This is a genomic window from Streptomyces sp. NPDC002754 (assembly GCF_053592315.1).
The window spans coordinates 159,934-171,686 of record NZ_JBSFVM010000008.1; the positions used below are offsets into that span (position 1 = coordinate 159,934).

The following is an 11,753-nucleotide window of genomic DNA, read 5'->3' on the forward strand; positions in this document are numbered from 1 at the left end:
ACCGCAGGCCACGCTGTGGACCACCGGGCCTAGCGCAGCCCCCGACCCGTCTCCAACACCTCTCGCGCCCGCGCCGTCAACGCCTCCGCCCCGCACGAACGGGCCAACTGCAGACCGCGGTTGAGTTCGGACAACGACCGCGCGGCGATCCCGTACTCGACGCGCGCCCGAGCGTGTTCGTACGCGCAGGGCGACGCTTCGAGGTACGTGACCGCCTTCGCGTAGAGGGTGAGTTGCTCCCGCCCGGTGGCCAGCGCCGCGGCGCACCGCAACGCCTCGCCGATCGCGGTGTCCGTGCCGAACCGCTCGGCCTGGACGCGGGCCTGGGTGACGAGTTCGGCGGCGCGCCGCGGGTCGGTGTCGGCGAGGGCGAGGGCCAGATCGCCGGCCCACGACGCGACGATGGTGTTGTGCCCGCCGCGGGCCAGGGCGACCTTGCCGCCGGTCTCCAGTTCGTTGATGCCCTCTTCGGTGCGGCCGACGGCGAGCAGCAACCTGCCGCGCACCGAGTGCGCGTCGGGCAGCAGGATCATCGCCGGGTAGGGCGCGGCGAAGCCGTAGCGGTCGGCGATCAGGAGCGCTTCGTCGGGCTTGCCGCGGGCGAGCAGCGTATCGATGAGCATGGCGGCCGCGTCCCAGTGCATGGGCAGGCCGTGGCCCACCCGGTCGGCCAGGCGCAGCGCCTCGCGCAGGAACGCCTCCGCGTCGTTGAGCCGGCCGCGCCTGCGGTGGACGTATCCGACGAAGGCGTGCGCGAGGGAGAGGTGGCCGCCGCTCCAGCCGGCGGTCTCGTAGGCCCGCATGCTCTCCGTGAACAGGCTCTCGGCGCGGTCGAGCCGGTCGGAGAAGAGGTACGACAGGCCGAGCGCGATGAGAATCTCGAAGCCCCACTCGGGGTCGGTCCAGCCGAGTCCGGGGGCGAGTTGTCCGTTGACCAGGGAGCGGTCGCAGTACTCCGCGACCTCCTCGGCGTTCTCCCCGCGGTTCATCATGTCGAAGGCGCGCAGGATCAGCAGGACGCGCTCGGGGTTGTCGCGCCCGGTGACCCGGCCGGCGAGTTCGGCAAGGGTGCGGGAACGGTCCTGCGGATCGTGCTCGCCGGCGTAGATGCACTGCCAGAAGAGGCGGGTGGCCCGCAGGCGCAGCCGATGGTGCCCCTCCTCCAACTGGCCGGTCTCGGTGTCGAGGACGGCGAGCGCGTCGTCCAGCCGGTTGGCGTGGACGAGTGCCTGGGCGAGTCGGCACACCGCGTCGACGCGCTGCTCGCCGAAGAGCCCGGGGGCGGAGTCGAGCGCGGAGCGCAGGTGCGCGACGGTGGTGGACGGTGAGGTGAGCAGCGTGGCGCAGCCCAGCTCGTACAGCACGTGCGGCCGGGTCTCGGGCAGTGGCGGTTCCTGGAGGGCGCGCTCCAGGCAGCGCCGGGCCGCCGCGGGGGCACCGACGGCGAGGTGCTCGCGGGCGGCGGCGCGCAGCTGCTCGACGAGCTCGGGGTCGTCGTCCGGGTGCACTTCGAGGAGGTGCCGGGAGGCCGCGGCGGGGCCGTGCCCGGAGGCGGTGACCGCCCATGCGGCCTGGCCGTGCATGGCGGTGCGGGTGGCCGGCGGTATCGCGTCGTACACGGCGGACGCGATCAGCGGGTGGACGAACTCCAGGGTGTCCGCGGCGCCGTACCCCGATCCGGGGGACACGGTGTCGGTCAGGATGCGGGCGGTGCGCAGGTTCTCGGCGCAGCGGCCCGCCTGCTCGGGGTTCATGCCGGCGAGGAGGGCCGCGAGGCCCGGTTCGATGCGGGTGCCGAGGATGGCGGCGGCCCAGGCGAACCGGGTCGCGTCGGTGCCGAGCCCTTCGAGCCGGGTGACCAGGCCGCGGCCGCGGGCGGAGCGGTTGAGCGCCCGCAGTTCGACGGCGGCCCGCTCGTCGGGCCGCAGCTCACTGTCCTGGACCTTGGCGAGCAACTCGACGGTCTCGTACGGGTTTCCGCCCGTGACGGCCCACACCTCGCGGCAGAACGGGTCGTCGGCCTGGGCCCCGAGCGTGGCGCGGGTCAGGCCCGCGGTGGCGTCCGGGGTGAGGGCGCTCAGCTGGGCGACGCCGGGGCGGGCGGCGGCGGCCACCGCGTCGAGGCAGGCGGCGGCGCGCCCGTCCGCGGCCTCGCGCTGCGCCACGACGACGAACACCGGCAGGCCGTCGAGGCGCTCGGCGAACGCGGCGAGCCACTCCAGGGTCTCCAGGTCGGCCCAGTGCGCGTCGTCGATGAGCAGCACCAACGGCCAGTGCAGGCGGGCCAGTCGGGATGCCGCGACGACGAGGCCGTCGCGCACGCCCTGCGGGTCGGCCTGCCGTCCGGTGGGCTCGGCGATGCCGAGGGCGGGGCCCGCGATGTCGTACCAGTCACCGAAGTACTCGCGAGCCTCTTCCTCGGTGAGCGCCACGAGGGCGGGCTGCAGGAGTTGGCGTACGACGTTGAAGGGGACGGAGGTGACGGTCTCGCCGCCGCGGGCCGACCACACGGTGGCCCGGCCCGCCGCCATCTCGCGCACCTGGGAGAGCAGCGCGGTCTTGCCGATGCCTGCCTCTCCCTTGTAGACGACGAGGCCGCCCGCGGCCTCGGATCCGCCGTACAGAGCGTCGAGCGCGCGCGCCGCGACGTCGAGTTCGGACTCCCTCTCCCACAGGTGAGGGCCAGAGGGCGCGGCGTCGGCAAGCCGTCCCTGGGTCATTCCGCAGCCTCTCGTCGTCGTCCCCGGGTGTCGTCCCGGCGTCCGGTCGCAGCCGATCACATGGGGCGATCGACGTACTGGTCACGAGACTAGTCCGCGGGGCCCCGCCTTCGTGGGGCGTCGCGGCAGCCGGTGCCATTTGGCCGGAGATGGGTGCCGCGGGCCGCCCGGGTAACGATCCCGGCCACGGGACGGCCCCCTCTCATCCCCTTTTCAGCCGGGCCTCATACTGTTCCGTCCATGACGTCGCAGACTCCCGCAGGCTGGTACTCCGATCCGGGGCAGATACCCAACGGCCCGCGCACCGAACGCTGGTGGGACGGCGCACGCTGGACCGACCAGACCCGGCCCGCCACCGCCGCCACCACCCCGCAGCCGGCGCCACAGGCGCCTTCGCAGCCCCCGGCGCAGTTCGCCCCGCAGCCGCCCGCGCCCGGGACCGACCCGGCGTACCCGAATCATCCCGGCCCTCCAGGGCAGTTGCCGCCGAAGTCGCGCGGCCGGGGCCGGATCGCGATCGCCGCGGGGATCGCGGTCGTGGTCCTCGCGGGCATCGGCACCGGTGTCTACGCGCTCACGTCGGGCGACGGGGACGACGGCAAGAGCGACAAGGCGGACTCCCGCTCGCAGAGCCCGAAGGAGGCCGCCCCCGAGGGGCCCGGCGCCCCCGACGGCGGCGAGGGCGAGAGCCCGAACCCCGACGGGCCGGGCGCCTCCCCGCAGGCGCCGCTCGACCAGGGGTTCGCCACCGACGTCAGCAACGGGGTCGCGGTCCCGGTCATCAAGAACTGGACCGGGACCGACGGCGCGGGTGTCGCCGGGGTCACGGTCGGCCCGTACGCCTGCCCCAACTCGAAGGGCGACGTCTGCGTGAAGGGCGGCGTGTCCACCTCGTCGGCGACGCGCCTCAAGCTCGACGCGAAGACGGCGAAGGCCGCTGCGAAGGAGGACATCGCCGGGAACGCGAAGGAGTCCTACGGCGGGAAGACCTACGAGGGGATCACCGGCCACAAGCAGGTGTTCGCGAAGGCGGTCACGGTCGCCGGGCAGAAGGGCTACCGGGTCCGCTGGAGCGTCGAGACGAAGTCGGGCGTCGACGCGTGGGTGGAGTCGGCCGCGTTCCCCTCGCCCGCCAACCCCGACAAGCTCGTCGTGCTGCGCGCCGGCGTGGACGTCCCGCAGAGCGCCGCGGACAAGGCGAAGGGCCCGGACGCCGGGGCGATCGACGAGATCCTCAAGGGTGTCAAGAAGGCCACGGTCACCGGCGACGGCGACGCGGGCGAAAACGTCTGAGCCCCACTGCCGCCTGAGCACCCGCTCTGGAGTTGGCCTCAGCTCTGGCCTCGGTTCTGGCCTCCGCACCAATGCGGCCGGGCGGGTCCCCCTCCGCTCAAGGAGGAACCCGCCCGGCCGGGGGTGCGCGCCGCCCCCGTCCCCACGGTGCGGCGCGGGCAGACCGCCGGTCGGTCATCTCTGCGACCGGCGGCCTCCCGTTCAGGGGGCCCGACCCTCCAGGGTCAGGCCGAGTCCCGGAATCAGCGCGTCCTCGACGAAGCGGACCAGATACTCCGCATCGGCGTGGCGCTTCTCCAGGATCGGTCGGCTGCGCATGACTCCGAAGAGCTGCGCGGCCACGTAGGGCAGCGCGGGATGGTCCGCGGCGATCTCGCCGCGCGCCACCGCCCGCTGCACGATCGCGTCGATCGACGCGAGCTCCGGCTCGATCAGCGCCTCGCGCAGGGCGCCCTTCAGCTCGTCGTCCTGGAGGGCGGCGTGCCCGAGGGCCTGCATGAGCACGGTGTCCGGCTTGGCCTGCGAAGCCGCGTTGCGCGCGGCCGCCACGAGGTCTCCGGCGAGCGTACCCGTGTCCGCCGCGAAGAACTTCGAGCAGCGTCCGGCCCGCAGCGCGGCCGCCACGAGCTGCGGCTTCGTCTTCCACTGCCGGTACAGCGTGGACTTGCTGCAACAGGCCTGCGCGGCGACGCCCTCCATGGTGAGGTCCCCGTACCCCTGCTCCCGCAGCTGATCGAGGACCACGTCGAAGAACTCCTGGGCCCGCTCGGGGCTGATCTTCGAGCGGCGCGAGGCGGTGGGTGCGGCCTCGGTGGCCTTCTCTCGCGTCGTCATGGCCCTCACTCCTCGTCGGCGGCAGTGTCGATGAGATCACACCGGCCTATCGATACGCCAGTGTACCGGTACGCCATCGTATCGGTACACTGGCGTATCGATGAACGGGAACATGCGGGAACCGGGGCAGCACGCCGCCCGGCCACCCCTGATACGCGAGCTCTTGCTGGTCGTGGGACTTTTCCTCGTCTACAAGCTCGGGCGGCAGCTGGCCAACGGCCACACCGCCCCGGCCTTCCACAACGCCGACCATGTGTGGAGCTTCGAGCGTGCCGTGCACCTGCCCGGCGAGGGCGCGGTGCAGGACGTGCTGCTGAGCAGCGACACCCTGGTGCACGTCGCGAACACCTATTACGCGTCCGTGCACTTCCCGGCCACGATCGCGCTGCTCGTCTTCCTCTACCTGCGCCGCCCGCGCCACTACCTGTGGACGCGGCGCGTACTCGCCGCGCTCACCGCGGCGGCGCTCGTGCTGCACCTGACGTTTCCGCTGGCGCCGCCGCGGCTGCTTGCCGCCACGCACCTCGTCGACACGGCGCAGGTCTACGGCCCGTCGGTCTACGCCGCGAAGCCCGCCACGGACACGATGGCCAACCAGTTCGCCGCGATGCCCTCGCTGCACTTCGGCTGGGCCCTGATGGTGGCGATCGGCCTGGTCGCCGCGACCCGCTCCCGGTGGCGCTGGCTGTGGCTGCTGCACCCGCTGTTCACGCTCGTCGTGATCGTGGGCACCGCCAACCACTACTGGCTCGACACGATCGTGGCAACGCTGCTGCTCGGCGCCGCGCTCGCGGTGATCCGGCTGCCGCGCGCGGTCGACACGACCGGTTTCTGGCGCCACCTGTTCCCGGTGCCGGCGCCCGCGACCGCGCCGCACCTGGTCGAGTCCCGCCGCACCCCGACGCCGTGGACCCCGGCTCCGGCCGCGTTCCGTACGCCGCCGGACGCTCTCACGGCCGCCGATGTGTTCGCCGCGGCGACGCCGACGCACATCCCGGTCGAGGTGATCGCCGCTCCCGGCTCTACGTCCACCTCCCCCTCCCCCTCCACCGCGCGCCTCACGACCGGAGCGGCACGATGACCGCCACACTTCTCGCCGTCGCGCTCTCGCTCGTCTCCGCGGTCGCCTACGCCGCCGCGGCCGTGGCCCAGGAACGGCTGGCCGCCGGATCGGGTGCGGGCGTGCTGCGGCTGCTCGGGACGGGGGCCTGGTGGTGGTCGGTCGGGCTGAACGCCTCGGCCGCGCTGCTGCACGTCGCCGCGCTCAAGTACGGGCCGCTCACCCTCGTCCAGCCACTCGGCGCGCTCACCCTCGTGGCGGCGGTGCCGCTGGGGGCGCGGGTCGCGGGTCGGCATGTCACGGCCGGCGAGTGGCGGGGCACGGCGCTCACGCTCGCGGGCCTCGCCGCACTCCTCGTGACGGCGTCGGGCCCCGCCCCCGACGACACCCTCTCGCTGCCCGAGGCCCTCGCCGTGGCGGGAGCGACGGCGGCGCTCATCGGCGTGCTCTCACGGCGCGGCGCGAAGCCGGGCCTGCGCCACGCCACCGCCTCCGGCATCGCCTCGGGCGTCGCGTCCGCGCTCACCCAGACCGTGACGGTGGCGGCCACCGACCGCACGGGCCCGCTGCTCGACATCCGCGTGATCGCGGTGGCCCTGCTGGTCGCGGCCTTCGCGGCAGGCGGCCTCCTGCTCTCCCAGACCGCCTACCGGGGCGGCCTCGGCGCCCCCCTGGCCATGGTCACCCTGGCCAACCCGCTCGCAGCCTCAATCATCGGCCTCGCCCTCCTGGGCGAACGCCTCCAGGGCGGCGCGGCAGGCTGGAGCCTCGCCGCGGTGGGCGCGATCCTGGCAACGGGCGGCGTAGTCCTCCTGACACACACCCATCACGCGCAGATCGACCATCCCACTCTTCCCGACTCGACGACGTCGGCCAATCAAGCGGCTCCGGTCAATCAAGCCCCGCCGGCGATTGAGGCGCGGGGTCCGGGGCAGAGCCCCGCGACCGCACCCCCGTGGAACCGCAACGACACCCGGTCACCCGAACCCACGGGAGTCCTGCTTAAGCGCCGTGTCCACAGTTAGCGCCGCAGCCACCACAAGACTCAACAACGGCTCCGGCAACCGATAATGCACCTGCAAGACATAATTGTCCGCAGTCGTGAACATCGTCTTGGCCAGCCCCTCCCACGTCTTCGTAATCCTCGCCACCTCGTTGTCCGCGTGGTCGACGATCGCGAAGTTCCAGGCCCGCCAGTTCTCCGCCTTGATCGCACCGACCTGCTGACCGTTCGCGTTCATCGCGAAGTTGATCTTCCCGATGGCGTTCTGCTGGACGATCTCGCCGACCGGCGTACCGTCCGGCCGCTCCACGAGCACCTTCGACTTGATGAACTTGGCCGGCCGCGTGAGCACCATCTGCGGCTGCCCGTACGCGTCACGGATCTCCAGCCTGTGCGTCATGTACTGGTCGACGCTGGCGACGAAGCGCAGCGCCTTCTTCATGGCGCTCTGGCCGACCTGGACGACGGAGCCCAGCGGGTTGCCGTGCTGATCCATGACGCTGTACTCGTTGGTCAGCTCGATCAGCTTGGCCTTCTGGTTCACCACGAGGACCGGCTCGGTGAACAGCGTGCCGCCGCCCTGCCCGGCCCCCGCGACGCCCGCCTGCTGCTGCACCTGACGCGGCACTTCGACGGCCTGTGCCTGTGCCTGTGCCTGTGGCTGCCCGGCATGCGTGTGCTCGGTCCATCGGGCACCGTCCCACCACCGCAGGGCCTGGGGCGCCCCCTGGGGGTCCGGGTACCAACCTGCGGGAGTGTTCGAATGCGTCGTCACCGGGGCACACTATCGCGCCATACCGGGCACGGATCCAGCCCTCAGCGCACGCCCTCCCACAGCTCCCGCTCGGCCGCCCGCGGGTCCGTCTCGACGCGGCAGGCACCCGCGTCGAACACCATGGTCGCCCTTCCCCAAGCTCTCAACTTCGTTCGAGCAGGGGAGACCCCATTCCCATCCGGCTCGTACGCGGCCCAGCCCGGGTCCCCGGACGCGGCGAACGCGACCCACGCGCCGTGCATCGCGCGGGCCAGGTCCGCCGGGGCGTGCTCGCCCGCGAGCGCCGCGTAGTCGGAGTCGTCGACGTGGTCGAAGACGAAGCCCAGCTCCAGTGCGTGGCACGCGCCCAGCGCCCCGCCGAACTGCGGCGACCGCCAGGCGAACTCGTACACGTGTGAACCCGGCACGGACTCGGCAAGCCGCACCGCGGGGATCCGCCAGAACCAGTCGGTGACGATGGCGTCGAGGAGTTCGCCGGGGCTCGCGTCCGGCCGGCTCGCCCGGTACCCCTCGAGGTCCGCGCCGAAGGCCTCGGCGCCGCGCTTCACCCGGCCCTCACTGATGGTGTCGAAGCGCCCGGTCGGCACCATGTAGAGCCGGTTCTCCTCCCGGTTGCTGCCGACGAGGATATCCACGCCCAGGTCGGGCCCCGGCAGCGTGCGCTCGTCGGCGATCGGCTCGAAGACCATCCCGTTCAGCGCGGCGTCGCCCCACACCGCCGGGTCGGGCCGCTGCCGGAACTCGTCCGACAACGCGCCCTGCGCCGCGACCAGTTCCGGCAGCGGCACCGCCGCGAACGCCTCGGCGGTGTGCGGCACCCCGAGCCGCTCCGCCATCCGCTCCCCGATGCGGCGCGCGGTGTCGGGCCGTACGAAGTGGTGACAGGCCCCGCTCTGCAGGATGGCGCGCCGGAACAGGCCGCGGGCGCGCGGCTCGACGAGCAGCCGGCCGATCGCCACCCCGCCCGCCGACTCACCGAACACGGTCACCCGGTCCGGGTCCCCGCCGAACGCCGCGATGTTGTCGCGCACCCACTCCAGCGCGGCGATCATGTCGAGCAGGCCCCGGTTGTCGGGCGCGCCCGGCAGGTGCAGGAATCCGTCCACGCCGAGGCGGTAGTTGACGCCGACGAGGACGACGCCGTCGCGGGCGAAGGTGTCGCCGCGGTAGCCGGAGGAGTTCGCGGAGCCGTTGGAGAAGGAGCCGCCGTGCAGCCACACCATGACGGGCAGGCCGGCGCCGGGGCCTGGCTCCGGGGTCCAGACGTTCAGGTTGAGGCAGTCGGCGCCGTCCTGGGACGTCTCGGGGATCAGCGCGTCGAACGGCGGGGCGTACGGGGCCTTGGGCGCGGTCGGCCCGTACTGCGTGGCGTCGCGCTCCCCCGTCCACGGCTCGGCGGGCGCGGGCGCGGCGAAGCGGTGCGGGCCGAACGGGGCGGCGGCGTACGGCACTCCGAGGAAGGAGGTGATCCCGTCCTCGGTGCGGCCGCGCAGGGTTCCCTGCCTGGTGACTGCGGTGGCGTCGGTCATACGGTGGGGCTCCCTCGGCAACGGGACGGTCGGTCGTCCACTCCTCTCGTACCCCACCGCGCGCCGCCCGTAAAGATCACCGGCGAGTCGTGTCATGTCCGGTCAGCCACACCCGGCGCCGCCGAGGGCGCGCTCGCCGTCGCCGCCCGCCGCGGATATGGGCCCGAGGGGGTCGCCCGCGAGCCATTGGGCGACGGCGCGGCCGATGGGCTGCCCCGTCTCGATCTCGATGAAGCCGAACTGGCCCGACTGGTTGCACTCCAGGAACCACCAGATGCCGTCGGCGTCCTCGGCGAAGTCGAATGCCCCGTATGCCAGTTGGGTGCGGGTCAGATAGGCCCGCACCGCGTCCGCGACGCGCCGGGGTACGGGTATCGGGCGCCAGGGGCCCGCGGCGGCGTCGAAGCGCACGTCGTCCACGGTCGCCTCGTCGGCCTGCCGGGCCCCGCCGACGTCGCGGGCATCCGGTGAGCTCGCCGCGCGCGCCGCGAACAGCAGGTCGCCCACGCAGGTCAGGCGGATGTCCGCGGCCCTGCGCACCCGGCGCTGCAACAGCGTCGGCCCGTTCGCGACGTCCTGGTAGTCCTCGCCCGGACGCACGCGCGTGGTCGGCACGGCGAGCCCGGCGTCGTCGGGGTGCTTGCCGGAGACGGGCTTCACGATCAGGTCGGGGTAGCGCTCGGCGAACTCGCGGGCGGCGCGCGGGAATGTGGTGATCAGCGTGGCCGGCACCGGGAGGCCGCAGGCGCGTGCCAGCCATAATTGCCACGGCTTGTGGCGGGCCTGGCGGGCGGAGTCGGGGTGGTTCATCCAGCGCGCGTCGGTGCACCGCAGCATCCCGTACAGGGACTGCGAGGCCTCTTCGGTGAGCCAGGACGACGCGGCTTCCGCGTGGGCGGCGGGCACGCCGGGGCGGCGCACCCAGATGGAGCGCAGGCCGCCCATGCTGACGACCCGGCCACCGACCGAGAGATGGCCGTGGAACTCGCCGTGCGCGAACTCCCCCGACACCTCGACGTCGCCGGGCAGTTCGGCGGGGTCGAGTCGCAGGACGGGGATTCCGTGGGCGTTCAATTCGACGACGGCCATGTCGGCTGTCACATCCTGTTCACTCGTCAGGATCAGCACGGTCATTTCCGCAGGGCCGTTCAGTCGTCGAAATGGGTTTTCGAACCCGCGGTGGAGGTGGTGGCCGCGAACTCCCGCAACACTGCGTAGTCGCGCGCCGCCACTGCGCCGTCGGCCAGCACGTTCAACTGCAGTGTTGCGTCGTACATATACGGCGCTCTGACCTCTGCCTCTCGCGTGGGGCGGGCATAGTTCAGTGCGAACGGTCGCATGAGCTCTCCTAGTTGGGGGTGCGCCAAGTCAAGCGCATGGTGACTCTCCGACGTCATACCTCCGGCCAATTTCTCGGTCTCGTTTTGGGTAAGACGCGTCACACCACTGAGGAGTTCATTCCGCCACGCAGCGTGATGACTCAACGTCAGCCAGGTAATGACCGGGCATTGCAGGGGGCTTTGTGGTCACTCCACCTATACGGCGCCTTTACAACCCTTTACATCTCTGAGCGTGGACGTACGGCGACAATCCGCCACACTGTCCGAACGCCCCCTGCGCGCACCGATCATGGGGCAGGGTGAGCCTCATGACCCGGTACAAGAAGCGGAACGAACAGCGGCACGGCAGACGCTCCGCGCTGACCCTCACCATCACCCTGGGCGCCCTGACGCTCGGCGCGACCACCGCGTCCGCCGCGCCCACCTGGACCGAGACCGGCACCTCGCACGTGAACTCGCTGACGGGCAGCCAGGGCCTGGCCTCCCGCGCGGACGGGTCGCTCGTGTACCGCGGCCTCGGCTCGGTCCCGCTGCCCCTGCGCGTCGCGGGCTGGACGCACGTCGGCGACCCGGACGTGGCGGACGGCTACACCTTCGACGCGTACCAGGGCGACGACAGCGCGACGAAGAAGATGTTCGCGGTGACCACGGCGGACGGGAAGCGCACCACCTACGAACACGCCCTCGACCCGGGCGAATTGCTCAACAACTCGTTCGCGTCCGTGTCGCCCGGCGGGCAGTGGCTGGTCTCCGGCGAATGGGGCACTCGGGAGAGCCTCCAGGTCTTCCCCACGCCGGTCCTCAACGCCGCCGCGCCCCAGCCCGGCACCAACCTCCCCCAGGCCGCCCGGATATCCCTCGACAAGCCGGTCACGAACATCCAGGGCTGCGACTTCACCGACGCCACCCATCTCCTGTGCTCGTCCGACGCCGGGGCCAAGGAGGTCCTCGACATCACGCTCGACCGCCCCCTGGACGGCAAACCGGTCACCGGTCACGTGGCCACCGCCTTCGCGATCCCCCAGCGCAGCGTCTGCAAGGGCACGTTCGAGTCCGAGGGCATCGACTACGACGCGGCGCGGGGAACCCTGCGCGTCCAGATGGTGCCGCCGGCTCCGTGCCTGGTGACGACGGCCGTGATCGCCTACAAGCGGGGGTAGGACCCGCGACGTACCGAACAGGCTCTGTTGCGCCCGATT

At 72.4% G+C, this 11,753-nt stretch carries 9 protein-coding genes and 1 pseudogene; 4 read left to right on the plus strand and 6 right to left on the minus strand.

All coding sequences use genetic code 11. The features are described 5' to 3' along the window. Window positions 1–29: 29 nt before the first annotated feature. Complete coding sequence (locus ACWD2L_RS19410; RefSeq protein WP_351343989.1) at window positions 30–2,720, minus strand: ATP-binding protein; 2,691 nt, start codon at window positions 2,718–2,720, stop codon at window positions 30–32. Between the two features lie 240 nt (window positions 2,721–2,960). Between ACWD2L_RS19410 and ACWD2L_RS19415 the strand changes: the two genes are divergently transcribed. Further along, complete coding sequence (locus tag ACWD2L_RS19415; RefSeq protein WP_351343992.1) at window positions 2,961–4,013, plus strand: DUF2510 domain-containing protein; 1,053 nt, start codon at window positions 2,961–2,963, stop codon at window positions 4,011–4,013. A 201-nt stretch (window positions 4,014–4,214) separates the two neighbouring features. Here the strand turns inward: ACWD2L_RS19415 and ACWD2L_RS19420 are convergent, their stop codons facing one another. After that, the gene (locus tag ACWD2L_RS19420) at window positions 4,215–4,847 is read right to left on the minus strand and encodes a TetR/AcrR family transcriptional regulator (protein WP_351343994.1); all 633 of its coding nucleotides are present in this window, start codon (window positions 4,845–4,847) and stop codon (window positions 4,215–4,217) included. Window positions 4,848–4,947: 100 nt separating this feature from the next. Between ACWD2L_RS19420 and ACWD2L_RS19425 the strand changes: the two are divergent. Both ACWD2L_RS19425 and ACWD2L_RS19430 read left to right on the plus strand, forming a co-directional pair. Beyond that, a pseudogene (locus ACWD2L_RS19425) lies at window positions 4,948–5,742 on the plus strand (phosphatase PAP2 family protein); the annotation flags it as partial. Between the two features lie 182 nt (window positions 5,743–5,924). Further along, complete coding sequence (locus ACWD2L_RS19430; RefSeq protein ID WP_351343997.1) at window positions 5,925–6,932, plus strand: DMT family protein; 1,008 nt, start codon at window positions 5,925–5,927, stop codon at window positions 6,930–6,932. Here ACWD2L_RS19430 and ACWD2L_RS19435 read toward each other — a convergent pair. The 4 genes from ACWD2L_RS19435 to tgmA form a co-directional block, all read right to left on the minus strand. After that, window positions 6,885–7,685 (minus strand): phospholipid scramblase-related protein, encoded by an 801-nt coding sequence (locus ACWD2L_RS19435; protein WP_351344000.1) that lies wholly within the window; start codon window positions 7,683–7,685, stop codon window positions 6,885–6,887. The genes ACWD2L_RS19430 and ACWD2L_RS19435 overlap by 48 nt on opposite strands. A gap of 41 nt (window positions 7,686–7,726) precedes the next feature. Next, complete coding sequence (locus ACWD2L_RS19440) at window positions 7,727–9,214, minus strand: carboxylesterase/lipase family protein (protein ID WP_451190289.1); 1,488 nt, start codon at window positions 9,212–9,214, stop codon at window positions 7,727–7,729. 102 nt (window positions 9,215–9,316) lie between these two features. After that, on the minus strand, window positions 9,317–10,348 hold the full coding sequence (gene tgmB / locus ACWD2L_RS19445; protein WP_351342050.1) for an ATP-grasp ribosomal peptide maturase: 1,032 nt from the start codon (window positions 10,346–10,348) through the stop codon (window positions 9,317–9,319). A gap of 14 nt (window positions 10,349–10,362) precedes the next feature. Further along, complete coding sequence (gene tgmA / locus ACWD2L_RS19450; RefSeq protein ID WP_266715696.1) at window positions 10,363–10,554, minus strand: putative ATP-grasp-modified RiPP; 192 nt, start codon at window positions 10,552–10,554, stop codon at window positions 10,363–10,365. A gap of 308 nt (window positions 10,555–10,862) precedes the next feature. Between tgmA and ACWD2L_RS19455 the strand changes: the two genes are divergently transcribed. Beyond that, window positions 10,863–11,714: a hypothetical protein gene (locus tag ACWD2L_RS19455; protein WP_351342052.1), complete on the plus strand. Its 852-nt coding sequence runs from the start codon at window positions 10,863–10,865 to the stop codon at window positions 11,712–11,714. Window positions 11,715–11,753: the final 39 nt, after the last annotated feature.

What these genes read in the sequence shown, in the direction of transcription:
- ACWD2L_RS19455 (WP_351342052.1), top strand. Translation starts at nt 10,863, where the DNA reads ATGACCCGGTACAAGAAGCGGAACGAACAGCGGCACGGCAGACGCTCC.
- ACWD2L_RS19410 (WP_351343989.1), bottom strand. Translation starts at nt 2,720, where the DNA reads ATGACCCAGGGACGGCTTGCCGACGCCGCGCCCTCTGGCCCTCACCTG.
- tgmA (WP_266715696.1), bottom strand. Translation starts at nt 10,554, where the DNA reads ATGCGACCGTTCGCACTGAACTATGCCCGCCCCACGCGAGAGGCAGAG.
- ACWD2L_RS19440 (WP_451190289.1), bottom strand. Translation starts at nt 9,214, where the DNA reads ATGACCGACGCCACCGCAGTCACCAGGCAGGGAACCCTGCGCGGCCGC.
- ACWD2L_RS19415 (WP_351343992.1), top strand. Translation starts at nt 2,961, where the DNA reads ATGACGTCGCAGACTCCCGCAGGCTGGTACTCCGATCCGGGGCAGATA.
- ACWD2L_RS19420 (WP_351343994.1), bottom strand. Translation starts at nt 4,847, where the DNA reads ATGACGACGCGAGAGAAGGCCACCGAGGCCGCACCCACCGCCTCGCGC.
- tgmB (WP_351342050.1), bottom strand. Translation starts at nt 10,348, where the DNA reads ATGACCGTGCTGATCCTGACGAGTGAACAGGATGTGACAGCCGACATG.
- ACWD2L_RS19430 (WP_351343997.1), top strand. Translation starts at nt 5,925, where the DNA reads ATGACCGCCACACTTCTCGCCGTCGCGCTCTCGCTCGTCTCCGCGGTC.